The organism is Sphingobacterium haloxyli, from assembly GCF_002980525.1.
Classification (GTDB): domain Bacteria; phylum Bacteroidota; class Bacteroidia; order Sphingobacteriales; family Sphingobacteriaceae; genus Sphingobacterium; species Sphingobacterium haloxyli.
The window spans coordinates 38561-62508 of the sequence record NZ_PVBQ01000019.1; the positions used below are offsets into that span (position 1 = coordinate 38561).

General features: G+C 44.9%; 24 protein-coding genes. 6 read left to right on the plus strand and 18 right to left on the minus strand.

Going from position 1 to position 23948, the window contains the following annotated elements; all coding sequences use genetic code 11:
• The first annotated feature begins 32 nt into the window (after window positions 1-32).
• The 5 genes from C5745_RS17780 to C5745_RS17800 all read left to right on the plus strand — a co-directional run bounded on the left by C5745_RS17780 (window position 33) and on the right by C5745_RS17800 (window position 4714).
• Window positions 33-500 (plus strand): DUF2243 domain-containing protein, encoded by a 468-nt coding sequence (locus tag C5745_RS17780; protein WP_105718360.1) that lies wholly within the window; start codon window positions 33-35, stop codon window positions 498-500.
• On the plus strand, window positions 497-1318 hold the full coding sequence (locus C5745_RS17785; protein WP_105718361.1) for a cytochrome c oxidase assembly protein: 822 nt from the start codon (window positions 497-499) through the stop codon (window positions 1316-1318). The genes C5745_RS17780 and C5745_RS17785 overlap by 4 nt, the downstream gene beginning before the upstream one ends.
• A 122-nt stretch (window positions 1319-1440) precedes the next feature.
• Entirely contained in the window at window positions 1441-2814 is a 1374-nt protein-coding gene (locus tag C5745_RS17790) for a PQQ-dependent sugar dehydrogenase (RefSeq protein ID WP_105718362.1), read from the plus strand.
• Window positions 2815-2893: 79 nt separating this feature from the next.
• Entirely contained in the window at window positions 2894-3688 is a 795-nt protein-coding gene (locus tag C5745_RS17795) for an SDR family NAD(P)-dependent oxidoreductase (RefSeq protein WP_105718363.1), read from the plus strand.
• Window positions 3689-3694: 6 nt separating this feature from the next.
• Window positions 3695-4714: an SDR family NAD(P)-dependent oxidoreductase gene (locus C5745_RS17800; RefSeq protein ID WP_105718364.1), complete on the plus strand. Its 1020-nt coding sequence runs from the start codon at window positions 3695-3697 to the stop codon at window positions 4712-4714.
• Between the two features lie 34 nt (window positions 4715-4748).
• Here the strand turns inward: C5745_RS17800 and C5745_RS17805 are convergent, their stop codons facing one another.
• The gene (locus C5745_RS17805) at window positions 4749-5783 is read right to left on the minus strand and encodes a LacI family DNA-binding transcriptional regulator (RefSeq protein WP_105718365.1); all 1035 of its coding nucleotides are present in this window, start codon (window positions 5781-5783) and stop codon (window positions 4749-4751) included.
• Window positions 5784-6177: 394 nt separating this feature from the next.
• On the opposite strand from C5745_RS17805, the gene C5745_RS17815 reads away from it, so the two are divergent.
• A complete protein-coding gene (locus C5745_RS17815) occupies window positions 6178-7179 on the plus strand; it encodes a 3-keto-disaccharide hydrolase (protein WP_105718367.1) in 1002 nt (333 codons plus the stop codon).
• Between the two features lie 8 nt (window positions 7180-7187).
• On the opposite strand, the gene hutG is transcribed toward C5745_RS17815, so the two are convergent.
• The 17 genes from hutG to C5745_RS17900 form a co-directional block, all read right to left on the minus strand.
• Window positions 7188-8147 (minus strand): formimidoylglutamase, encoded by a 960-nt coding sequence (hutG, locus tag C5745_RS17820; RefSeq protein ID WP_105718368.1) that lies wholly within the window; start codon window positions 8145-8147, stop codon window positions 7188-7190.
• 1 nt (window position 8148) lies between these two features.
• On the minus strand, window positions 8149-10152 hold the full coding sequence (locus tag C5745_RS17825) for a urocanate hydratase (protein WP_105718369.1): 2004 nt from the start codon (window positions 10150-10152) through the stop codon (window positions 8149-8151).
• Window positions 10149-11402: an imidazolonepropionase gene (hutI, locus tag C5745_RS17830; protein WP_105718370.1), complete on the minus strand. Its 1254-nt coding sequence runs from the start codon at window positions 11400-11402 to the stop codon at window positions 10149-10151. The genes C5745_RS17825 and hutI overlap by 4 nt, the downstream gene beginning before the upstream one ends.
• Before the next feature lie 2 nt (window positions 11403-11404).
• On the minus strand, window positions 11405-12973 hold the full coding sequence (hutH, locus tag C5745_RS17835; RefSeq protein WP_105718399.1) for a histidine ammonia-lyase: 1569 nt from the start codon (window positions 12971-12973) through the stop codon (window positions 11405-11407).
• Between the two features lie 306 nt (window positions 12974-13279).
• Window positions 13280-13585, minus strand: coding sequence for a Smr/MutS family protein (locus tag C5745_RS17840; protein WP_105718371.1), 306 nt, complete (start codon window positions 13583-13585; stop codon window positions 13280-13282).
• Between the two features lie 101 nt (window positions 13586-13686).
• Window positions 13687-14079: a group III truncated hemoglobin gene (locus tag C5745_RS17845; protein ID WP_105718372.1), complete on the minus strand. Its 393-nt coding sequence runs from the start codon at window positions 14077-14079 to the stop codon at window positions 13687-13689.
• A 113-nt stretch (window positions 14080-14192) separates the two neighbouring features.
• Entirely contained in the window at window positions 14193-14561 is a 369-nt protein-coding gene (gene panD, locus C5745_RS17850) for an aspartate 1-decarboxylase (protein WP_105718373.1), read from the minus strand.
• Window positions 14562-14628: 67 nt separating this feature from the next.
• Window positions 14629-15699, minus strand: a complete 1071-nt coding sequence (locus tag C5745_RS17855) for a DUF6695 family protein (protein ID WP_105718374.1) — start codon at window positions 15697-15699, stop codon at window positions 14629-14631.
• Between the two features lie 2 nt (window positions 15700-15701).
• The gene (locus tag C5745_RS17860; protein ID WP_165793134.1) at window positions 15702-16691 is read right to left on the minus strand and encodes a PLP-dependent cysteine synthase family protein; all 990 of its coding nucleotides are present in this window, start codon (window positions 16689-16691) and stop codon (window positions 15702-15704) included.
• A gap of 141 nt (window positions 16692-16832) precedes the next feature.
• Window positions 16833-17855: a cytochrome-c peroxidase gene (locus tag C5745_RS17865; protein WP_105718376.1), complete on the minus strand. Its 1023-nt coding sequence runs from the start codon at window positions 17853-17855 to the stop codon at window positions 16833-16835.
• A 1-nt stretch (window position 17856) separates the two neighbouring features.
• Entirely contained in the window at window positions 17857-18726 is an 870-nt protein-coding gene (locus tag C5745_RS17870) for an MbnP family protein (protein ID WP_105718400.1), read from the minus strand.
• A 37-nt stretch (window positions 18727-18763) separates the two neighbouring features.
• Entirely contained in the window at window positions 18764-20752 is a 1989-nt protein-coding gene (locus C5745_RS17875) for a TonB-dependent receptor plug domain-containing protein (RefSeq protein WP_105718377.1), read from the minus strand.
• 4 nt (window positions 20753-20756) lie between these two features.
• Window positions 20757-21656, minus strand: coding sequence for a hypothetical protein (locus tag C5745_RS17880; protein ID WP_243403386.1), 900 nt, complete (start codon window positions 21654-21656; stop codon window positions 20757-20759).
• Between the two features lie 169 nt (window positions 21657-21825).
• The gene (locus tag C5745_RS17885) at window positions 21826-22173 is read right to left on the minus strand and encodes a hypothetical protein (RefSeq protein ID WP_105718379.1); all 348 of its coding nucleotides are present in this window, start codon (window positions 22171-22173) and stop codon (window positions 21826-21828) included.
• Window positions 22174-22278: 105 nt separating this feature from the next.
• Window positions 22279-22929, minus strand: coding sequence for a PAQR family membrane homeostasis protein TrhA (trhA, locus tag C5745_RS17890; protein WP_243403387.1), 651 nt, complete (start codon window positions 22927-22929; stop codon window positions 22279-22281).
• Window positions 22930-23172: 243 nt separating this feature from the next.
• Window positions 23173-23622 (minus strand): ester cyclase, encoded by a 450-nt coding sequence (locus C5745_RS17895; RefSeq protein WP_105718381.1) that lies wholly within the window; start codon window positions 23620-23622, stop codon window positions 23173-23175.
• Window positions 23622-23912 carry an alpha/beta fold hydrolase gene (locus tag C5745_RS17900; RefSeq protein WP_133166381.1) on the minus strand — a complete coding sequence of 97 codons (291 nt, stop codon included), beginning with the start codon at window positions 23910-23912 and terminating at the stop codon, window positions 23622-23624. The genes C5745_RS17895 and C5745_RS17900 overlap by 1 nt, the downstream gene beginning before the upstream one ends.
• Window positions 23913-23948 lie beyond the last annotated feature (36 nt).

Consider the following 23948-nt stretch of genomic DNA (forward strand, 5'->3'; position numbering starts at 1 on the left):
CTTCTGATGTGTGAATGTAAAATCGCGCAACAATGGAATCTGCAACGAACATATCGAAAGCCGTGCGATGGTCGGCAAGGGCCGGGGCCATGGTTGGAATAGGCACCATGGCGGCTGTTGACGAAATCGTTTTTCATCAAATATTGGCATGGCATCATTTTTATGACGGGGCCACGGAAGCCATCGGCTTATTGGCTGACGGCTTTTTACACGCTTTTGAATTGATTCTTTTGGTAGCGGGATTTTTTATTATGCTCGACCTCCGGCGTAAGAATTGTTTCTTGCCAAAAATCGCATGGGCGAGCGCATGCTTAGGTGCAGGAGGTTTTCAGTTGTTCGATGGGCTAATCAACCATAAGGTGCTACGCCTTCATCAGATCCGTTATGTTAGTAACGTGTTGCCCTACGATATTGCTTGGAACATGGCTGGGCTGTTATTGTTAGGGGTGGGGATACTGCTGTATCGACGGTATACCAAAGAAATATACTCGGCACGATGAACGGCATCGTATGGCTGCTAGGACTTGTCTATCTCGTTCTGTTCCTGCGGATACGCTACCGTGGGAAGAATATTTCATGGTGGCACTTATTGAGTTTCGGTTTCGGTATTGCCCTGCTTTGCGTTGGTACAGCGCCTTCGATGATGCAGTGGGGGCACCAAGATATCCGGGGGCATATGGTGCAACACCTGCTGATAGCGATGTATGCACCGATATTTTTAGTACTCGGGATGCCGCTGAAGGTAACGCTACTTTCCGTTTCACCTGCCGTTGCTAGGTGGATGATGGTTATCTTAAAATCTGGCGCAGTCCGTTTTTTGTCACATCCGTTTACAGCGTTATTGCTAAATATAGGCGGGATGTATATCCTCTATTGTACGCCGCTTTATCAATTAAGCTTGGAAAGGTCTTTGATACATCACGCCGTGCACCTTCATTTCTTCCTCGCGGGATATCTTTTTGTCTGGTCATTGATTGGTTTAGAGGCGATTCCGCGTCGGCCAAATATATATGTACGACTTACTGCTATCTTCTTGAGCATTGCGCTTCATGCTTATTTATGCAAAATAATGTATATACAGCTGTTACCCGCCACGGGCTACGCAGATAGACTTTCTGGCGCGGTGACGTGCAAATCGTGGTATATGGATCCGTTAATGGACGCCGGCTACGATACGGCTTCTGCCAAGCAGGAGGCTGCTGTGATGATGTACTACGGTGGTGATATAGCAGAGTTAATTATACTCGTAATCCTGTTTATACTCTGGTTTTATCGTAAACAGCCTACTGTCCGGCGGTTAACGCTTTTTCCGAATTAGGATAACCTATTTCGCTATCGTATAAATTAGCAGCACGCTCAAAAGTGGAAACAAATTTTCTTGACGGGCGTTCCTTCCTAGGATTCTTATAGCATACAAATGGCGAAAGCAACAATCTTCTTTTGTGTTTATACATACTTGGGGTGGATCTTTACGGACAGGAACCTCATTTCCAACGATCTATTCTGCGATCTCAACTGGCAGACCCTTGGTCTGTCGTTTATGGGCCGGACGATCATTTATGGATTACCGAGAGTAAAACGTACCGCGTTTTGCGATTCGATCCAAAGACGAAGAATGTACATGTAGCTCTTGATCTCAGCACAGTACGAGAATTTCCGCGTTACGATACCTTAGACCTGGACGATAGGCCATGGCCGCAAGGCGGATTGATGGGAATGGCACTCCATCCTCAATTTGCCGATGGCAGTCCTTATGTTTACCTAGCCTATGTATATAAACACCTTTCAGGAAATGAATTTACGTCTAGATTATCGCGCTTTCGATATAATGAGCAGACTAAATTACTGCATGACGAAGAAGTGATTGATCAGGATATTCCAGGGAGCAATGACCATAATGGGGGAAGATTAGAGGTGATGCAGCATGAGGATAAATACTTTCTCTTTTATGCATTGGGTGATATGGGTGCAGGGCAGTACAGTAATGCAGCGCGCGTGAACTACGCTCAGGACCCTACACGTAAGGAAGGAAAGATATTACGATATCGTCTAGACCCAGCAGTGTCATCGGAGGGTGGACATCCGTGGATACCCATAAATAACCCGTTTCAGGGCTCGCCGGTTTTTTCTTTGGGCCACCGTAATCCACAAGGCCTCTCTTGGGGCAAATCCGATGTTTTCTCATACCTATACGCTTGCGAGCATGGACCGATGTCTGACGATGAAGTTAACCTGATTGAAGCCGGCAGGAATTATGGCCATCCGTTCATAGTAGGGTATGCTGATGGCAATTACAATGGTTTAGCAGCCGCCGTCTCGGACGACGGGGAACTGCCAGGAGAATGGAATACGATGCTTCCGTCTATTGTGGACGAAGCAGCCACGGCAAGGTTATGGGGAATGAAGTATCGCGATCCGTTATATAGTTTCAAGCCAACGGGCAATGACTCGTTACGGGTAAAGATGGAAAAAATAAGATCGGGCGAGAACCAAGATTGGCAATCTATAGCGCCGAGCAGCCTTATCTACTATAACCATCCTGGAATTCCGTCATGGCAGAATAGTTTGCTGGTAACCAGCTTAAAACATGGCGCTGTTTATCGGCTAAAACTTACTGCCGATGGAAGGAGTGTTGAAGGCATTCCCGAGAAATTATTCGCAGCGGACGTGCGCTATCGCGATATTTGTCTTTCGCCAGATGGAAGCAGAATTTATCTGATCACGGATCGGTCGGCGGTAACTTCAGGTCCGACAGCGGAAAGCCCCGATCATGTTGATCTCCGAGGGTGCCTGGTCGAATTTAGCGTTAAGTAAATATAACGTAGCGTAAACCAAAGACGTGAGTTCGTGTTCTTCTTATATAGAACGGATTGTCGATAAAGAGAAAAATACCATGAAAAACGATAACTTAAAAAAATATGCACTCATTACAGGAGGCACAGCTGGTATTGGCCTGGAACTCGCGAAGTGCTTTGCAAAAGACGCTTACAACCTGGTATTGGTAGCACGGGACGAAGCTCGGCTTGAGCGGGTGAAGCATGAGCTAGCGGCGGCGTTTGAAATTGAAGTATATACCATAGCGCAAGATTTGGCTGCGCCCGATGCAGCGAACGAGGTCTATCGCAAAGTCAGCGACCAGCATATTTTTATCGATGTATTGGTTAATGACGCCGGACAGGGCGAGTATGGGCTTTTTGCAAAAACGAACCTGGACCGCTTACTGGAGATTATTCAGCTCAATATCGTGGCAACGACCAGTTTAACCCATCTATTTCTGAAAGACATGTTGGCGCATGAACGTGGTAAGATTCTCCAACTTGGATCCATTGCCTCCGAAGTTCCGGGGCCTTGGCAGGCAGTTTACCATGCGACGAAAGCGTTTGTTCTTTCCTTTTCTGAAGCTGTTCGACAAGAGATTGCGGATAGCAATATTACCATCACTGTGCTTGAGCCGGGCGCCACAGACACGGATTTCTTCAACAAAGCAGGCATGACGGAGTCTAAGGTTATGGACCAAAAGCTAAGCGATCCCGCGAAAGTGGCGGAAGATGGCTATAACGCACTGATGGTGGGCAAGGACAAGGTAATTTCTGGTGTGAAAAATAAATTAATGATTGCTGCGAGCAACCTGATGTCTGATAGTTCGGCTACCAAACGGATGGGGAAGATGCAGGAACCAAAAAAATAAGATATTATGATAGTAGGCATGCTCACCCGAACGATTAAACTGGCTACCTTGGCTGGAGCAGCTTGGTATGTTGCGAAGAAAGTGCGCCGGCGGATGCATTCGGCCGATCTGGCTGGCCAAGTGGTTTTGATTACCGGAGGTTCTCGTGGACTCGGCCTGGCGCTGGCAAGAGAGTTGGCAGCTAGAGGAGCCCGTATAGCGATATGTGCACGGAAAGCGGAGCATCTAGAAAACACACAGCAGGAGTTCGCTGTGTATGATTATCCGATGTTCACCTGTCAGGCAGACGTTACCGTGCCGGATCAAGTAAATGAAATGATGGAAAAGGTTGTACAGCATTATGGGCGCTTGGATATGGTAATCAATAATGCCGGCACGATGCTCTTAGGACCGGACCAGGTGATGAGCATAACCGATTACAAAAATGTGATGGAAGCGAACTGTTGGTCTGCCCTGTATACGACAAAAGCCGCTACACCTTATTTCAAAGCGCAGGGCGCAGGTTACATCGTCAATATCTGTTCGATCGGCGGAAAGATTTCGGTGCCGCATATGTTACCCTATAGCGTGAGTAAATTTGCCATGGTCGGTCTTTCGCAAGGCCTGGCAAGTGAGTTGGATCGGGACAATATTGTTGTGACCACAGTAATCCCCAATTTAATGCGAACAGGTAGCCCTCGCAACATCGATATAAAAGGCAATCATCGAGCCGAATACGCATGGTTTAAACTGGCAAACGCGTTTCCTTTATTGTCGCAAGGAGCGGAGACGGCTGCCAAGCGTATTGTGGATGGGATAGCCCGTCGAGATAGAGAGATCACGCTTTCCCTTACGGCGAAACTGGCGATAGCTTTGCAGGCACTTGCGCCCGAGTTAATCAGCGCAGGTACGCGATTGGCAGGCAGGGTGATGCCTGCGAGCAACGACACGACGGTGAAAAAAGGATACGAGAGCGAGTCTGTCGTTACGCGAGGTGTAACGGGGGGTAAAAAGAATGCCGATACCCTCAAGTTCAACCAACAATGAGTTTCAAAATGTTGGCAAACTGCTTACGGCTGGTTTAAACTTCCGTCGACTTTCGGTTGATTGTCGTCGCCTGAAGCATAAAATTCTCATAGACGATATCCCGTCTGTCTTGTTGTTTGTCAATAAGCTTTATTAACAATTCCAGCGCTAGTCGAGCCATCTCTTGTGTAGGTTGTCGGATGGTGGACAAGGCCGGATTTAAGTAGTTTGCAAGATTGGTATTGGTAAAACCGATCACGGCGACATCTTGCGGAACAGACAGATCAAGTGTGGCCAATATGCCTAACACCTTAACGGATAAAGTGTCCGTGCCGCCAACAATGGCATTTGGCATGTTGTCCGTTGTTTGAAGCTTTCTGAAGACTTCTTTTAGTTCGCTATCGATGTTTTGTGTTGGATCTTGATAATCTGCGTGAATGACATATTCTTCCCGAAATGGGATGGAATAGTTATGAAGTGCGTTCTTGTAGCCTCGGATGCGGTCTTTCGTGTTACCAATATCTTTGCCACAGAGAAAAGCAATCTTCGTCCGTCCTTTCTTAATGAGCTGCTCTGTCGCACTATAGGTTTCTAGACTGTTGTGTATACCGATCTTATAAGTGTCTAAGCCGTGTTGGATGCGATCAAAGAGGATCACAGGGCAAGTATGGTGATGGATATGTTTTAGTAATTCGGTGTTAGACTTTTCGTGGGCGGGTGAAATGATGATGCCGGCTACGTGCTGACGAACGAGAAAATCTAGCGCTTCTTTTTCTATTTTCTCATTGTTTTGTGTTTGAAAAGGAATGAGCGTATAGTGGTGCGGCAAAACGGCGTTGTATAGTTCGTCAATAAATTCCAAAAAGAAGGGGCTGGAAAGAAACGGAATCACCACGCCGATGAGATTGGTCTTCCCCGTTTTGAGGTGCTTTGCAAAGGGGTTGGGCCTATAGTTGTGTCTAGCAGCATATGCCAAAACCCGCTCTTTAGTCTCCTGTTTTATTTCGTAGCTGTCATTTAAAGCGCGAGAAACGGTAGCTGGAGATAGATGGAGTGCTGCTGCAATAGATTTGATATTGACTTTACCCATGAGTTATAATTTATTGCTTTTGGCTAAATTATCGATTTATTTCCATATAATCTCATCTTCGCATTTATAGGTTTTGGCTTGGAATTTGTGTGTAGTGCGGAAATATTTAATCAGGTATGAAAAAAATTCTGGGATTTACATTGATATTGACATTCTTGCTGGCGCTTTCGTCGTGTTATTCACATAGACATCCTCACCGGAATTTGCCTCCCGGAAAGGCAAAAAAAATCTATGGAGACAAGTCGGCTAAGCGTCATGCTCCCGGGCAAAAAAAGAAGCGATACAAAAATAATAAAAGGGGAAAAGGACATTACAAGCACGATGTTTACCTCCACTTTGGCGATAGATAATTTTATTTTGTAGATTAGCGTCTTTAAAAACCTTAACTAAAGCTATGCTAAAAAAATATCTAGGATATAGCACGTTGATGTGCTTGTTAACTGCAGGTATGGTTTCGTGTAATGACGACACACCCGGACAGAAACAGGAGGAAGAAATACATAACGCTGCTACGCAGGTGGTGCCTGAAGAGGCGGAAGGACTGATTGGACGCTGGAACATTACCGTAGATAAAGATGGTAAAGAAGCTCCTTCTTGGCTGGAAGTTAAACTTTCGGGGCTTAATGTATTGGTGGGCTCCTTCGTAGCCGATGCAGGAAGTGCGCGACCTGTTTCGCATATTCAAATCAAGGACGGTAAATTTTCGTTTCAGATCCCGCCCCAATGGGAAGGAGGAGACGGTTTCTTTACGATTGAAGGGGAACTGGCCGGTGAGGGAATCAGCGGTACTATCACAACGAATAAGGGTAACACCTTTAGCTTTACAGGAGTAAAGGCGCCTTATCTCGTACGTACGGGAGAGGCACAATGGGGAGAACCTATTGAACTGTTCAATGGAAAAGACATTACGGGGTGGGAAACATCTGGCGAGAATAGCCAATGGATTGTTGAAAATGGCATCCTGATCAACAAGGAAAGTGGTGCAAACCTGATCAGCGAACAGAAATTTGAAGACTTTAAGCTGATTGCGGAATTCCGTTATACGGAAGGGGCGAATTCGGGAATATACCTCAGAGGGCGCTATGAAGTGCAGATTGAAGATTCACCGAAAGACAGACACCCGGGGTCGTTGTATTTTGGAGGTGTATACGGATTCCTGTCACCCAGCGAAATGGCGACTTTAGGACCAAACGAGTGGAATAAGTACGAAATAACGCTGCGCGGTCGGATGGTGACGATTGTTTCCAACGGGAAAACAATCATCAGCAACCAAGAAATTCCTGGCATTACAGGAGGAGCACTGGACAGCAAGGAAGGCGAACCGGGGCCGATTTATCTGCAGGGAGATCACACAGCAGTAGAATTCAGAAAAATCACGGTAATTCCGGGGAGATAGGGTAGAAACTAACGTTTAACAATCCTAAAAATCAGATCTGCCGTCAATTTTGCGGTGCGGTTATCGATATCGTAATCTGGATTTAGTTCCGCGAAATCAATGCTGACAAGTTTTGGTGAATTGATGATACGTTCAAAAACGGCCATAAAGAAAGGGTTAGGTATTATCCCGTTATAGGCTGGTGCACTGACACCCGGTGCGTAGGGGGATGCAAATACATCCATATCCACGGTAACATAGAGCTGATCTATTTCCCGTATAAACGAAGATAGTCGATCCTGTATTATTACTTGGTTGGAAACATCAAAATCCTGTGCTTCAATCCAGTTTACGCCGTAGGTCTGTGCAGTGTTGAAGAGCGCTTGTGTATTGCTTATTTGCTGTATACCAATAGGTAGGTAGTGGAAGCGCTCTTCTTGCTGTGCGATTTGATAAAACCCAGTGCCGGAAGTAGCCTTATGGTCTCTTGGTTCTCGGATGTCAAAATGCGCATCGAAGTTGATGATGCCGATCTTTTTGTCGCTGGCCTTCCGAAGTCCGAGATAATGGCCAAAAGTAACTTCATGTCCGCCTCCGAGTACGATAGGAAAACCGCCTTTCTTTAAAATGCGAGCCACTGCTTCGCCAAGTGCTTCCTGAGATGCTTCTAGCTTGTTATCATGGCAGTGAATGTCGCCCACGTCAATAATATCGGCCTGTTGTTCTTGTCGGAGGGGCAGGTTCGATAAGCTTTTTCGCAACGTTTGGGGGGCTTTTGCGGCGCCAGCTCGTCCTAAATTCCGTTTCACGCCTTCATCGCACGCATAACCAAGTAGCACATAACGGCCACTTAAATTTTCGGTTTCATCCAAATGTATAGATTTTACAACTTGGTGCCAACGGAGATGATCTCGGCCAGAACCATCTACTCTCCCGGTCCAATTAGCTGATGATGGTGGCGTGTAATAGTTTTGATAGGCGGTCGACATATCAGTTGAATAGATTATTTAATATACGGTCATCCACTTCGTTTGCTAGGGTAACCTTCAGGGAACTTGTCCGGTTCAATTCTAATTCTATGGCTTGGCGAGCTTCTTTGTTGCGTGCCCATGCACGACGTGCTATACCATTGTTAACATCGTAAAATAACATACTTTCTAGTTTTCGGTCTGCGTACGCTGACCCGTCCAAAACCATGCCGAAGCCTCCATTCATGACCTCGCCCCACCCGACACCACCACCATTGTGGATAGAAACCCATGTAGCACCACGGAAACTATCGCCTATAACATTGTGGATAGCCATATCTGCCGTGAATTTACTACCATCATAGATGTTACTCGTCTCACGATATGGAGAGTCGGTTCCACTGACATCATGATGATCGCGTCCTAAGACAACAGGAGCGGTAATTTGTCCATCCCGAATGGCTTTATTGAATGCTTTGGCGATCCGTACGCGGCCGAGGGCATCGGCATAGAGTATGCGGGCTTGTGAACCGACCACAAGCTGATTGGCTTCCGCTTGCCGTATCCATTGGATATTATCTTGCAATTGTTGTTCGATCTCCGGATAAGCGGATCCTAATAACTCTTCCAGTACCGTTAAAGCCATGTTGTCGGTTTTGCGGAGGTCATCGGCTAAACCAGAGGTACATACCCATCGGAAGGGCCCGAAGCCATAATCGAAGCACATCGGCCCTAATATATCTTGTACATAAGACGGATAGCGAAAATTAATGCCGTCTGCTGCCATCACGTCTGCACCTGCTCGACTACTCTCCAAAAGAAAGGCATTGCCATAATCGAAGAAATAGGTTCCACGGGATACGTGTTTGTTGATTGCCTCTACTTGTCGTATCAATGAACGTTGCACTGCTTCTTTAAAAACTTCGGGTTGCTGGACCAGGAGTGTATTAGATTCTTCAAATGAAAATCCTACCGGATAATAACCGCCTGCCCAAGGGTTGTGCAGCGATGTTTGGTCTGAACCAACAGACACTTGTATGTTGGCATCCCAAAAAGCTTCCCATACATCAACCACATTCCCAATGTAGGCAATTGAAATGACCTGTTGCTGTTCGACCGCTTGTCTTACGCGGCTAATGAGTTGTGCCATATCTTCGATCAGCAGGTCTACCCATCCTTGTGTATGGCGTTTACGCGCCGCAGCCGGGTTCACTTCTGCACATACGGTAATACATGCAGCGATATTTCCGGCTTTGGGTTGTGCGCCACTCATGCCGCCGAGCCCAGATGTAAGGAATATTTTGCCACGTGGACTTTCATTTGCAGGTAGCTGCTTTCGAAAGGCGTTCATGACAGTGATCGTGGTTCCGTGGACGATACCCTGTGGGCCAATATACATAAACGACCCCGCGGTCATCTGCCCGTATTGTGTCACACCAAGGGCATTGTACCGTTCCCAATCGTCCGGTTTAGCGTAATTGGGAATCATCATGCCATTGGTCACGACGACCCGCGGCGCTTCTTTAGAAGACGGAAATAACCCCATTGGATGTCCGCTGTAGACGTGAAGCGTCTGTTCGTCTGTCATTTCAGATAAATACTGCATCGTCAGTAAATACTGCGCCCAATTTTGGAAAACGGCTCCATTTCCGCCGTAGGTAATCAACTCGTGCGGATGTTGCGCCACGGCGGGATCAAGGTTGTTTTGTATCATGAGCATAATAGCCGCGGCTTGTTTGCTTTTGGCAGGATACTCCGAAAGAGGACGTGCATGCATGGCATACGGGGGGCGGAATCTGTGCATATAAATACGGCCGTAGTCTTTAAGCTCTTCTAAAAATTCGGACGCTAATTCATTGTGCCACGCAGCCGGAAAATAGCGCAGCGCATTGCGAACGGCGAGTTTCTTTTCATCTGGACGCAAGATGTCTTTACGCTTTGGCGCGTGGCTTATCGTGTCATCATATACGGCCTTGGGAGGGAGCACTGCGGGTATACCCTGGATCACTTGTTCTTGAAATGTCATGGTTGCTCTCCTTTCGTATAAATGAGTTTGCCGCTTTTCCAAACTTGTTGTGGCAAGAGGGTCCCTTGCATATAGGTGATGTTCTGGTAGTTGGCGGTTGCGTAGATATTGAAATCCGCGAGCTGTCCGCGCTGTAACTGTCCTCTATCAGCCAAGTTCAATGCTTTCGCTGCACGAGAAGTTAGCGCCGCAAATACTTCTGCATTGCTGAGCTTTTCGGCCGCCGCTAAGATAGATGCCTGTATCATGAGCTGCCCCATAGGCGCTGAGCCGGGATTCCAATCGGTTGCTATGGCTAGGATGGCCCCATGATCTAACAAGCGGCGTGCAGGGGTATACCCGCAGCCTAGTCCTAAAGATGCACCTGGCAGGGCTACGGCAACGGTATCTGATTTAGCGAGTATCTGAATCTCTTTTTCGGTGGATGCTTCCAGATGGTCGGCGCTGACCGCTCCAAATTCAACAGCAATTACGGAACCCGATGTCGTAAACTGATCGGCATGCACGGTAATATCAAATCCTTGTTCTTTGGCATTACGGAAATAGGGTCTTATTTCGGTTGCGCTAAACGCGCTTCTTTCCAAGAACGCATCGATTCTGTTGGTGAGGTTCTCTCGTCGTATGACTGGAAATAGTTCGGCCGCCATCTTTTGTAAATAGGCAGATGCATCTCCGGCGAAATCCCGAGGTTTCATATGGGCGGCAAGGCAGGTAGGCACTAGATCGACCGGAACCTGTTTTTGAGCTTGTTGTATGGCACGTAGCGTTTTCAGCTCTTGCTCGACCGAAAGACCATAGCCACTCTTGACTTCGATGGTTGTAATCCCTTGCTTGATCAAGGCATCGACCCGTTCTATAATACGTGCAGTAAGCGCTTCCATAGAAGCGTTGCGCGTATGCTGTACCGTACTCCAAATACCGCCGCCTGCTTCAGCTATTTCCAAATAAGTCGCTCCTGCATTGCGTAGCGCATAATCATTTGCGCGATTTCCGCCGAAGGCGATATGGGTATGGCAATCGATATAACTCGGCATACATACCGCCGGTGTATCGATTTCGACGAGCGTTACCGTAGGACCGTGTTTTTCTTGCAATGCAACATACGGCCCGACCTCGACGATGCGGTCGTATTCTATTACAATACCGCCGTATTCGATAATTTCCAATACGTTGTCGGCCAATGGGCCATGTAACGGTAGGTTTGTCAAAGGCAATAATTGAGTGAAAGGACCTAACAGTTTTTTCGCCATAATTAAAAGGTATTGAATTGTTCTACATGATTGCCGTAATAGGGAAGACCTTGTTTTTCGGCGACGCGCGACGCCAATGCAACAAGTTCTCCCGACTCAACTAACTCCTGGGCTTTAGACAATACGTCTTCCATAGGTTGATCGGCTTCGATATGCGGAATATATTTACGGATTTCTTGATGGATGGCTTCGATGATCGGGGTCGATTGTAAAGGCCGGTGGAAATCGAACGCTTGGGCTGCACAGATCAATTCGATGCTAAGGATACGGTTTACGTTTTGGATGACTTGGCGAAGCTTGCGCCCACTGATTGACCCCATGCTCACGTGATCTTCCTGTCCCAGCGAAGTGGGAATACTATCTGCACTAGCTGGGAAACACAAGCCTTTATTTTCACTTGCCAAAGCAGCCGTGGTGTATTGCAATATCATAAATCCGGAATTTAGCCCAGTTGATCGGAGTAGTAATTTTGGGACGCCGATCGTGTCCCCCTCAAGAGAAAGGTAGATGCGTCTATCGGATACATTTCCTATTTCGGAGATGGCTAATGTGGCGTAATCCATGGGCAGCGCGATGGGTTGTCCGTGAAAACTACCACCGCTAATAGTCAGGTTTTCGCTGATGATAACCGGGTTGTCCGTCACGGCGTTAATTTCTGTTTCGACAATATCCCTGAGGTGCGCCCAAGCTTGTCGGGATGCGCCGTGAATTTGCGGGATACAGCGGAGCGAATAGGGGTCTTGTACACGCGAACAGTTTTTATGAGATTCGACAATCTTGGACCCGTGGAGCAAATTGTAGATCGTGCTGGCAACAAATTGATTGCCCGGATGAGGGCGGAGTGCGTGCAATTCCGTATAAAACGGCTTGATGGAAGCGTTTAATCCTTCGAGCATCAAGCAGGCTATGAGATCTGCATTTGTTAATGCATTGTGTAATTCGGTTACCGCCATGACTGCGTGGGCTGCCATGAACTGGGTGCCGTTAATAAGTGCTAAGCCCTCTTTGGCGCCTAATGTAAGGGGTGAAAGTTGGTGTTCCGCCAGAGCAGAAGTTGCGTCTTTTATTTCACCATCAACCCAGACTTTTCCTAGGCCGATAAGGGGTAAGAAAAGATGGGCTAGGGGGGCAAGGTCGCCCGAAGCGCCTACAGAACCCTGTTCGGGGACAATAGGTATAATGTCGTGATCAATATGCCACAGGATGCGTTCCATTGTACGCCACTGTACGCCGGAGAAACCCTTCGCTAGTGCATGTATTTTTAGCACGAGCATCAGTTTGGACAGCAAAGGTGAAATCGGTTTACCGACACCCACTGCGTGGCTTTTCAAGATATTCTCTTGCAATTTCTGGGTGTCGCTGGCATTTATAACCGTTGTACATAGCGGGCCAAAGCCTGTATTCACACCGTATACTGTGTCGCCCGAAGCCACAATATCCTGAACATATTGCGCACTTCGTTGTACTGCTTCTTTCGTGTCGGCCGATAGAATACCTTTTTTTTCCCCCCGTGCCAAGCGCAACGCGGTGGAGCTGTTAAGATTATCGATACCGTATTTGAAGTTGTTCATACTGGTCATGTATTTGTGTTTTGTTGTCAAGAAGTAAAGCGAAATCGTTCATCTTTTCTCCTATAGAATCAAATGTAATAGATTTGAATGATATTCTGCAATTGGCTGTGTTGGAGGTAATCTAACGGATTAACAAATCGCGAAAGACAAACCAATTATTGTTTTTTTTGTTCAAAATTATATCTATATAGGTATGAAAAATCAAATATTCTACTAAAAAATTTAATTTTTATCTATTTAACAATAATGAACGTAAATCTGTTTGCACAGATTTCTTATCCTTATGAGGTCTACCGTGTAAAAGTGTTATAGGCCGATATTAACGGTCACGATATCTTCGTTGTGATAGGAGGGGTAATAGCTGGCGATAGCACCGCTCTGTTTATAATAGGCTAGTTCTTCATAAACGGCTTGGCGCAGTATACCCTTTCCTTTTCCGTGGATAAAACGGATTTCTGTATAATCCCAATAGATCGCTGCGTCAAGCATTTCCCGCATCAATTCCAGCGATTCTGCTAATAGCTCATCGGTCTCGTAACTGTCGAGATTGTTCAGAAAAGCTTCTGCATGTAAATCTACCGTCTTCGGTGGTTTCGGTAACGTCCTTGCCATGTGTCAAAAATAATGGTTATTTTAGGATTACAAACAATAAAATGTCCATTTGGTCGATCAGCAAAAATAGACCGATTACCTTAAGATGGGTAGGTGATGATTTAAAGCAATGGTTTAAAAGGCGATTGGCGGATATGTTCAAGCTTCACTTGGAACAATGCGGCCATTTTGCGTCCTCGGCTTTTTGCCTCGTCGGCAACGGGGCCCTCGAATAAATCGTTTACGGTGTTATCAAAAAGCTGTAACCAGCGTTCGAAGTGTTTTGCTTCGATCGGCAATTGTGCATGGGGAGGGAACGGTCGTCCTTGGTATGTATACTCGTCCAGTAGGATGGTCTGCCAGAATGTATACATCTTTTCCAAATGTACCGGCCAATGCCCTTCCAATTTGGCGTTGAATATCGGACCGATAAGATCGTCTTCTTGTACCCGGTGGTAAAAAGTATCGACCATCAATTTAATATCGTCTAACGTTTGTATATCTGCTTTTGCCATAATGTACTCCCTAATGACAAAGTTAAACAAGATATAGTGGAAAAAATATGACGAAACGCACAAAAGGTTGCATTGTTTGTCTGTACAATGCAACCTTTTCTGAACGCCTGCCGCTAATAATCGTATTTTTCGATTGATTTGATTTTGTTTTCTCCTTCTGTGAAGACAAGGGTAGGCTGATACGTATCGGCCTCTTCTGGGGATAGCTGGACAAAGGAAAGGATGTGTACGGTATCACCTACTTTGGCGTGAAGTGCCGCGCCGCCATTCATACAAACTTCGCCGCTGCCTCTTTTGCCCGGCAATACATACGTCATGATACGGCTGCCACTGATGGCATTGTTAATATAAACTTGTTCATATTTCTTGATGCCGGCGGCATCGAGTAAATCAGCATCTATCGTAATAGAACCGTTGTATTCTACATTTGCTTCCGTCACTTTAACGGTGTGAATTTTTGCTTTTAAAATTGTTAATTCCATTTATTTGTCTATTAATACTTTTGTTTTTTTACTGGTCGCTAAGCGGGTGTCCCTTGGCTTCGTGTTGTTATAAAATAGCTTTCATGTTCTCCTGATTGCTGTTTGCGTTGCCAATCGTCGGCTCTGCTGAAAATATGTACAGGTTATCGTTCTGTATAACGGAATAGCTGCTATACAGGAAGTTGGGTGTGAAAATATAAGGGCGATCAATTTGGAAATGTTGGGTGCATACTGTTCGTGTTTTATATTCTAGTTTTCCTGAGGCGGCATATTTATAGATGACAAATATGTTCTCATCTTGTAATTTTTCCAACCGGAACCAGGCCCCTTCTCCGATGCCGCCCATCCACTGTACGTCCTCTGGTACGGTTGAGGGACGCGTCGGTTCTTCTATCATACCGGGTGTTTGGTCGGATATCAAATTTTTTGAGCCTTTTTTGGTAAAATTATCTTTTAGCAATCCGAATTGGAATGATAAGGAATCTTTGCGTCTCATTTTTCTAGTTTGGAGCACCCCTTTTTCGTAACAGAACACTTCTCGGCTAGATACCGCATTAACCACGTTACTTGTCGGACTTGCTTTTAAGCATTCCGGATATAGTATTTTGCGACGCCTGCTGTCATCGGTGTCCATTCCTTCGGTTAGTATTTGTGCGACAAAACGGGAGCAGCTGTTGTTGTCTTTGGCAAGTGCACCATACAAAACAGGGCCTTGGGCGACCAACTTTTCTGCATAAGCTACGCACTTTGAAAAGGAAACGTGTTTGCATATCGAAAAGAACGTACGTCCGCCGCCATGTGTAGCCTCTTCTTTTTCACAAAGCTCTTCCAAGATTTCCTCAATATTCTGAACGTCTCCATTTCGCGTGATTCGCGCGGCGGTGGAAATTGCTAAGCGTGGATCGAAAAGAACGGACCTTGCCCTTCCATAACCCCGTGGTGACAAATAGCGGCCGAAATCAAAGTAACGGATCTTCCCGCTATTTCTTTCAACAAGTAATATTGCGGCATGCCCTACTTTAAAATGGAGATTTTTTACGAGGCCTATTTGTTTTAAAAATACCATCCATTTTTCATCTCCCAAAGCGGTTTTATCCGGCCAGGAAATAGGAATAGCGATATCGTTGAAAGTATACATATTCAGAAGTTAAATGAAGTGATACGGGAAGAAGTGTCGGCTTGTTGAACGCTCCCGTTATAAAGTTTGCTGATATATCGGTCACCATGATCCGGAAAAAGTAGAACAACGTTATCCGTTGCGGTAAAGTCCATCATATCTGCGTACCGATCCAGCGATGCGACCACGGCAGCACTGGAAAACCCCGTCATGATATTGGTCTGGGCATAGTATTCTTTTGCTACACGTTTTGTTTCTCGATAGTTCACTTGAAAGATATGGTCAACATAGTCGGCATCAAATGAACCAGGAACGAAGTTTCGCCCGATGCCTTCAATGGCATCGAAAGGCGCGATGTTGTTAGGCAATGTGCGGTGCCTAAGAAAATGGGCGAGTATGGACCCATAAGGTTCTACTCCCCAAACATGGATATTGGGATGTTGCTCTTTTAAAAAACGACCAACACCTGATATCGTTCCACCGGTGCCTACACCCGCTATAAAGTGGGTAATATTACCTCCGGTTTGCTTCCATATTTCGGGGGCAGTAGTTTTATAGTGTGCTCTAATATTTTGGGTATTGTAATATTGATTTGTGAAGTACGCATTTGGATGCGACGCAGCGAACGATTGTGCGCGAAACTGTGTAGAATTGAAATCGTGTAAACCGTTGGAGTTCTCGCAAATTTCAATATCGGCCCCAGCCTTTATCAGTAGATCTCTCTTTTCTTCTGAACAGCTTTGCGATACGAATATTTTAGCACGATATCCTAACTTTTTGGCTATTATAGCTATTCCTAGTCCAGTGTTACCGCTACTTGCTTCTACGAAAAGCCCACCTGGCTTAACTTTCTTTCGAGCGATGGCGTCCTGAATCATAAAAAGCGCAGGACGATCTTTCGCTGACTTTCCTGGATTGTGAAATTCCTCTTTAATAAAAATGTTGGTGTGATACCGAGTGGAGAGCGCATCACATTGCCGAAGTGGGGTATTGCCTACAAATTCGCTAATCAAAATATTTTATTTTTTAATTATGCTGTGTTCAACATCTATAACGAAAAAAAATGCATTATAGTGGGTTGGCTATAAACTATTTTTTCTACGCTACATTATATGTTGACAATGTAGTATTGAATTTGGGAAACAATTGGGAATTTATTTCCCGACAAATGTACGGTCGCTTAGCGTTTTAATAAAAGCGATAATATCTTCTTTTTCCTGTTCGCTTAGCGGTATCCTGTTGCCGTTTGCTTTTAAGATGGGATCGAGGTTATCGGCGTCTAATACACCATTGTCGAAGTAATCCAGAACAGCTTTTAAGGTCGGAAATTGGCCAAAACTGCCATAAGGTGCTGTATATTCGGCATTTCTTAATGATGGAACTCGAAAACGCATGTAATCTGCAGGGATTAATGTTACTCTGCCACGTCCTGCCTCTTCTGAGCTGGGGTTTAGCGGAAATCCAACATTTCTGAAACTTTGATCTGTAAATAGTTCAGTACTGTGGCAGCTCGCACATTTGATTTTAAACGCTTGATAACCTCTGGTTTCACTTTCTGTAAATGTCGTCCCGTCGTTTCGTTTTACTTTATCATACTTACTGTTGGCGGAAATTAACGTATATTCATACTGTGCAATACTTCGATAAATCCTGTCAGGGGTGATGCCTTCATCGCCGAACGCTTTTTGGAACAAATCTTTATAACCGTAGTCGTCCTTTATTTTTTCAATCACTTCTAAAATGGACGAGTTCATTTCTTCGTGCGTGATGATCGGGACTAATGGCTGGCTTTCTAACGTAAGCTTGTTACCATCCCAATTGTAGAACTTCATAAACGCCAAATTTTGAATGGGAGGTGTATTCCGAAGTCCTACTCTGCCATAGATACCTATAGCCTGGGCGTTATTATCGGCAAAAGCGCTAGATTGATGATGGCAACTAGCACATGAAATCGTGTTATTGCCACTGAATTTTTTCTCGTGAAATAATTTTTCACCTAGTTCTACCCCGTACTTTGTGGGCTTGTTCTGGCTTACTGCGGGGTTCAACGCGGGAAAATCTTGCGGAATCTCGAGTTGGATTTCGGGGTTGTCATGAGGTGTGGACTGTATAATATCGTCTTGGCTACAGGATAGCAATAGCAATAAAATGGAGAATACAATAAATACGGTTTTCATGTTAGTTTTCAACACTTTTAACCGAAAACATACCGGTAAGGTCGCTGGAACCGTTTCCGCCGAGGTTGTCGACAAACAGTACCATATTTTCCATTTTATTTCCGCTGTGAACAGTTGGTGTGGTAGCGTTTCCTGCTTCCAATGTTATTTCAGTGTTTCCGCTTAGTAATTTATCGAAATCTGCTTCGATGGTGATTTGAGGTGCGTTGCTCCCGACGATGGCGTTGTCCGTGAGTGTTAGCGTAATGTCCCTGTAAGCATCAACGCCTTGCACCCAAGATGAAGGATCATTCCGGTCGCCGTTCAAAGTGCTTCCTGTATGAATAGACATCGCTTTGTTATCTGTATCATAGAAACCTTCAAGTTTAGTAAATCGATACCCGGTTGCCCATTGCCAATGCATTTCAGTGTCATTCGCACCGGCTTCGTCATAAAACTTCGGGAACCTTGCTTGATCTAGATCATTTAATTCGTGCTTAACACCCAATCCGAATCTGATCTGTTTATATTCGCCTGCCGGTATGTTGGTCAATACGTAATCCAGTGTGTGTGGTTTCGCTTGATTGATAACGGTAGCTCCCTTATCCAGGTCATTAACGTTATATGGAAATTCGGCCCCGTCGGCTTTTATCAAGCGGATATTGCTTATCACGTATTTTAATTCGGAAAAGTGGTGTACTTGACCTTCTGCGGAGGTGTTAACGGTAGCCGTAGAAGACGTAGGATCGCCAAGCTGGATTGTTTTCTCTTTGAATGTGTTATTAAAATGCAGCGTTATATTATTGGCTACAGGGTTATCGTCGTTGTTACAGGATATAAAAAATGCTAGCGAACAAGCTGGTAATAGTAGATAGTTTTTTAGTTTTTTCATCGTTTTATTAATTATTTTGTTCAATTTGTTGTTTGTATTAAAATTCAATCTTCAGTGAAGTGAAAACATTCCGTCCCATTCTCGGGATATTGCCCCAATCGGCATAGGTACTGTAGTATTCGTTGAATAAATTTTCGGCACCGACCTGCAACGCGGCTTTGTAATTTCTGAAGCTGAAGCTATAGTCTGCTGCTACGTTCCATATTTTATAGGCTGGGGTATGGTCTTCGCCATATTCGGGACTGAAGTTGTCTTGTGCAAGATCGCCGTGTAAAGATGTCTGGATGCTGAATTTTTTATGCATGAAATGGAGAGACGTTTGATAGGTGAGCGGACGGATAAAGGGTAGGTTTCCATTTTTATCGTCCGTGGCTCTTGCGTAGGTGACCATTCCTTTCCAATGCAAGTGTTGCAGGAAATCGTATTTGGCATTTATTGTCGTATTGAAAAGTTTGGCGTGATCTAATGATGTGTAGCCTTTCACACCAACAGACTGATAGTTCATCGGGCTTCCTAGACTCAAAATTCGTCCGACGATATAATTTTGGATATGAAAATAGTTTACTTTGGCTTCTATGGCCATCTTCTCGTTTTTAAACCCTGCACTTGCATTGAGCTCATACGAAATTTCGTTTTTCAGATCGGGGTTTCCGATATAATCGTAGCGGTCAAAGCTGTTATAGATGTAATATCCGTATCCCTCCGAAACAGAAGGTGCCCGATGTCCATACCCTGCTCCCAAAGAAAAATCGAATTGATCGATGTTCAGTTGGTAACTGGTATGCAGTGCCGGTAACGCTCTGCTTTTCTCCTGTGGTGCTCCGGGGTAAAATATCCAATTGAATTCCACGTATTTGGAATAGTTGTAATTCCAACCTAAAGAACCGCCAAAATTTAATCGGCTCATTTCCGAAATATCCCACGCGTTGTTCATCGAAAGCCCCGCAAAGCGGGTGGTGACCCATGGCCAGGTATATGCAAACATCGTTTTCTTGCTTCGGTCTTGTGGATACATAGTCATCTCGGCAATGGATAGATTGTCGTACACGTTCAACTGGATTTCAGCGCTATAATCACCGCGTTTCAAGTTTGCAGTTGAAACTAGCCCATACGTTGTACTCCAGCCCGGCATATCCATATGAACCAGGTTTTCGGGACGTTTGGTATCATCCATGTAATGCTCAACGGCATTGAAATAGAGCTTGGTGTCCCAAGCGCGCAGGATTCCCTCTTCAAATAATTGTTTGTAAGCGGCTGAGGTGATAATCGCGCGCGAAAGCCATAGATCCATCGGCAGTGCAGGGAAGCCTACATCTTTGGCTCTGTCGTAGATAGCATCGACGCGTACGGAGGAAAGCGGACTTGTTTTATAGGCTAGGCCCAATGAGGTGTTGAATTTATTGTACTGTGAATGGTTCACTTCATCGTTGTTCCCATCAAAGTAGTTACCGGCTTTTCTGAAAGCAATACTGCCATCTGCAACAAATTTATCGCCTGAATAAGATAGATTTCCGAGGTTGAAAAACTGTTTGTTATTGGTCTCGAAACCGGTTTGATAACCGCCGTGCCATTTCCTGTCTAGACCGAATGGGGTGCTTTTCCTTTTCAAATCGATGCTCCCGGCTACAGTCGCCCCGTGCATACTTCCTTCTTGGCCGGATGTGATATCGATGGCAGAAAGGTTATTGCTTTCGACATATGAAGTGACCGGATCCATCTTATCTGTACACGCACCAAAGACGTGCATACCGTCAATTGTAATGGTAGACCGCTCGGTACTCATGTTGTTGAGCAATGGCTCCCACGCGTAAGCGCCTCGTTTTATAAAGCTGATGTTGTCCGAAGAGGCTAAGAACTCATCCACTGAAACAGCCATTTTCATGTCGGTCTCTATTTTTTTCTTCGTCTCGGCGATAACCTTTACGGCTTCAATACGGTGGATACTGTCACTCTGGGCATGTATGTGTTGAGCATTTGCACTCATTCCAAGAAAGAGTAGCCCACAGATGATATGTAGCTTCTTCATGATCTTAGAATAGAATATCAAGGTACAACTCACTTTTGACCCCCTCAATTCCTGGCGTGAAATCGGTAGGCACATTAGTCCCTTTGAGGATTTTTCCATTTTGGTTCAGCATGATGAAATTCAACGTCCAGTTTCCTGTCATGGTGTAATTGACCACGCCGCGATACAGACCGTCGTCTCGCTGCACCAAATCCTCATTGTTAGGGGAGGAATGGTTCCCCATAGAAGGCTCGGGCATCCTCGGATCTAATTGTAGCGTATAACCACTTGCCTCGGTGTATGAGAATTGCGACGGATCTGGATAATCCTTGGCGGAGGCGGCAGATTTATTGAACTTGTAAATTCCGGCTATCAATTCGTTTTCGCCCACCTTCGGTCTTTGTGGCGACACCAGAGCGATGACGTACTGCTCATCGTCTCTCGCTGTAAACGTTGTCATGTTCAGGTTTTTGTTGGTTTGCTGCTGAACGGTGATACGTTGTTTCGTCGTGTAGGTTTTATGGTTGATCGTAAAACGAATATGAAGTTCCCATGCTCCGTCCACTAAACTCTCTGATGTAAATACCGAGTATCCTGAGAAGTATTTACCGTCTGTTCTATACGCCAAATTGTATCTATGTGGACAGGAATGCTTATTCCCATCGGCTTTAGTCACAATGGGGAGCAATGTTACATCTGTTGCATTTGCTTCTTTACGGGTTTGACTATCCAATATCGTTAAACGGATTTCGTTATACCCTTTATAAAAAGTTCCATTCAGGGCTTCAACCTTGATATCATAGCCTTCGCTATGGATGGTAACAGCTTCTTTAAATTCGTCGTACTCAGGTACTACGACCTCTATTTCCGCTTCGTAATCTGTTTTTTCTTTTGTACAGGACAATAGCGCAAAGCATGTTGCCATAAGAAAAAATATTATTTTGTTCATTATTATTTATATAGATTAATCATGCACGCACAGCAATGACCTTTAGAAAAGATATGCTGCTCTTGATTTATGCTAAGAAATGGGGGCTGTATCCAAATGGCAAAAAATGCCAAATAGAGGATAAACTAGGCTCCACGAATGGGAATTAGCTAATAGGGGGGTGGAATATGGACGTATTATAATTAAATATATAATCAATCCGATAGGGTGAAAAATGGTTTGGACTGGCCACTTCCTTCGGCTGGCACATGCTGTACATGGTGCTCTCTTTATGCACATAGAGCGCGTTGTATTCGTACACCACTAAATTCTTCTTTGTTTCCTCTTTTTCTTTTTCCTTTATTTTCTGCATCAGCACGCACTGGCCGTCACAATGAAGCTGAGGTTGGTCTTTGTTTATACATTTTGCCAGATAGTCGGGTAGGTTTATCTGATATTCCACAGCCATAATGCTGCGATAGAAGGATTGCAGCGTTAAAGCGATTAATAGCATATATGTACAGAAACGTATCAAAGGTTGTGCTTGTCTTTATTGACCTGGCCAAATATACGGAAAGAATTTCCGTCTTGAAAGGATAAGTGTTTTAAAAAGTTGTGCTCACATGGCCAGTAAAATTGCTACGTAATGGCAAATGGCTGCTGCAAGTACCAATGCGTGCCATACGGCATGTGCATTCAGATTTTTCTTATAGATGTAAAACGCGATACCTAACGAATATAATCCTGCCCCCACAAAAATCAATACCAGCACCGTGGTAGGAAGGGCGTTGAAAAATCTGCTTCCGCCGGCGACCATGATCCACCCCATCAGAAAGTATATGAATGTGGAGATGATATTGAACCTGCCAGTGAACCAGATCTTGAAAAAAACACCCATGATCGTGAGGCCCCAAAGGATAGCCAGTAGCGTAATGCCGAAGGCGTCGTTTATATACACCAGAAGGAACGGCGTATAGGTGCCGGCGATAAGAAAGTAGATGCTGATGTGGTCAAACACCTCGAAAATACCTTTGACGGCTGCATCTTTTGACAGATGGAATACCGTGGAGCAGGTGAAAAGCAGCAGGAAACAAAATCCGTAAATACCCGATCCGATTACACCGGGAGTATTGCCGTGCGCCGTGGCAATACCGGTCAGCACAGGCAAACCGCTAATACCAAAAAGTATACCGACGCCGTGTATCAGTCCATTTATCAAATCCTGTCTACGGGTGTAAGTCGCCGTAGCCTGTCGTTCCCTATACATCATTACATGGGTTGAAAGTCCTTCTTACTTACTTCTATTTATTAATGGTAACAATGAGCTGTATAGGTTGGTTTATCTTTTTTGAACGTTTCCTTCGATAGCGATAGGCAGAACGGTTCTCAATCCAGGTTATTTCATCGACTATAATTTTATCCGTTGTCAGCATGCTCTTTTTCCATATATCTCGGAAAGTATTTCTTTGAGAATGGCAAATTCGCTTTTGTCAGTTAATGACTTTCGTCAACTTCAAAAGAGCAAAGCGTGAATTAAAAGTTGTCGGCTAACGCTGCGTTGATCATTAAAATGTGATGAAATGTCCCATTCGCCCCATCGCTTAACAATTTTGCTTTCTGCTATCTCAATGATTTCAATTCCAGTAATGAAGGCTATCTTATTAGTTGGCCCGTGTCCTAAAAAGGATCGTCTGTTAGTTCCCTGCGCTTTCCAACGCACAGACACACGACCTCCCTCAACATCAACTATCATATCTTCAACAGTTGTTGTCAAATCGGGGAAAGCCCGTAGCATTTCGCGGAGGCCAGCGGCGAATCCTTCTTTTGTACTTGGCCTTCCTGCCGAAGAGCAATCTTCGAAATGGTCGGCATGGATCTGATCGAACAGCGCCCAGTCGGTAGGGCTGCACCATAAGGAAATCCATTGACGAGCGATGTATTCCAATTGGTTTCGTTTTATCATTATACTTTATTTATATGTTCAGCGAAAAAATCGATCGCTAAATCGATTACTTTCTGGTGTACAGATTTTCTGTCTACCGACGGATCATCCACAAAGACCTCTGGCGTCTCTTTTTTCACCTCATCGCTAGCCTCTGGCAACATAACGTAGTGTCCTACTTCACCATCAAATTCGAAATATTCACTATGCTCTATCAACGCATGATAGTGTCTTGCATATCTCGCTACGGGTGTTACCCGGTCTGCACGACACCCTACAATGAAAACCGGATCTTTAACCAGCTTAAACATCTTTTCCATTTTTAAAGTCAAGAACATAAAACTAAA

Excerpts from the sequence above, each read along its gene's own strand:
- C5745_RS17845 (WP_105718372.1), bottom strand. The coding sequence starts at position 14,079 with ATGGCAAAAGCAGATATACAAACGTTAGACGATATTAAATTGATGGTC.
- C5745_RS17815 (WP_105718367.1), top strand. The coding sequence starts at position 6,178 with ATGCTAAAAAAATATCTAGGATATAGCACGTTGATGTGCTTGTTAACT.
- C5745_RS17885 (WP_105718379.1), bottom strand. The coding sequence starts at position 22,173 with ATGCTATTAATCGCTTTAACGCTGCAATCCTTCTATCGCAGCATTATG.
- C5745_RS17875 (WP_105718377.1), bottom strand. The coding sequence starts at position 20,752 with ATGAAGAAGCTACATATCATCTGTGGGCTACTCTTTCTTGGAATGAGT.
- C5745_RS17865 (WP_105718376.1), bottom strand. The coding sequence starts at position 17,855 with ATGAAAACCGTATTTATTGTATTCTCCATTTTATTGCTATTGCTATCC.
- C5745_RS17855 (WP_105718374.1), bottom strand. The coding sequence starts at position 15,699 with ATGTATACTTTCAACGATATCGCTATTCCTATTTCCTGGCCGGATAAA.
- hutG (WP_105718368.1), bottom strand. The coding sequence starts at position 8,147 with ATGTCGACCGCCTATCAAAACTATTACACGCCACCATCATCAGCTAAT.
- C5745_RS17840 (WP_105718371.1), bottom strand. The coding sequence starts at position 13,585 with ATGGCAAGGACGTTACCGAAACCACCGAAGACGGTAGATTTACATGCA.
- C5745_RS17805 (WP_105718365.1), bottom strand. The coding sequence starts at position 5,783 with ATGGGTAAAGTCAATATCAAATCTATTGCAGCAGCACTCCATCTATCT.
- C5745_RS17795 (WP_105718363.1), top strand. The coding sequence starts at position 2,894 with ATGAAAAACGATAACTTAAAAAAATATGCACTCATTACAGGAGGCACA.
- hutI (WP_105718370.1), bottom strand. The coding sequence starts at position 11,402 with ATGGCGAAAAAACTGTTAGGTCCTTTCACTCAATTATTGCCTTTGACA.
- panD (WP_105718373.1), bottom strand. The coding sequence starts at position 14,561 with ATGGAATTAACAATTTTAAAAGCAAAAATTCACACCGTTAAAGTGACG.
- trhA (WP_243403387.1), bottom strand. The coding sequence starts at position 22,929 with ATGATGTATAGGGAACGACAGGCTACGGCGACTTACACCCGTAGACAG.
- C5745_RS17895 (WP_105718381.1), bottom strand. The coding sequence starts at position 23,622 with ATGATAAAACGAAACCAATTGGAATACATCGCTCGTCAATGGATTTCC.
- C5745_RS17880 (WP_243403386.1), bottom strand. The coding sequence starts at position 21,656 with ATGGCAACATGCTTTGCGCTATTGTCCTGTACAAAAGAAAAAACAGAT.
- C5745_RS17870 (WP_105718400.1), bottom strand. The coding sequence starts at position 18,726 with ATGAAAAAACTAAAAAACTATCTACTATTACCAGCTTGTTCGCTAGCA.
- C5745_RS17780 (WP_105718360.1), top strand. The coding sequence starts at position 33 with ATGGAATCTGCAACGAACATATCGAAAGCCGTGCGATGGTCGGCAAGG.
- hutH (WP_105718399.1), bottom strand. The coding sequence starts at position 12,973 with ATGAACAACTTCAAATACGGTATCGATAATCTTAACAGCTCCACCGCG.
- C5745_RS17900 (WP_133166381.1), bottom strand. The coding sequence starts at position 23,912 with ATGTTTAAGCTGGTTAAAGATCCGGTTTTCATTGTAGGGTGTCGTGCA.
- C5745_RS17785 (WP_105718361.1), top strand. The coding sequence starts at position 497 with ATGAACGGCATCGTATGGCTGCTAGGACTTGTCTATCTCGTTCTGTTC.
- C5745_RS17825 (WP_105718369.1), bottom strand. The coding sequence starts at position 10,152 with ATGACATTTCAAGAACAAGTGATCCAGGGTATACCCGCAGTGCTCCCT.
- C5745_RS17800 (WP_105718364.1), top strand. The coding sequence starts at position 3,695 with ATGATAGTAGGCATGCTCACCCGAACGATTAAACTGGCTACCTTGGCT.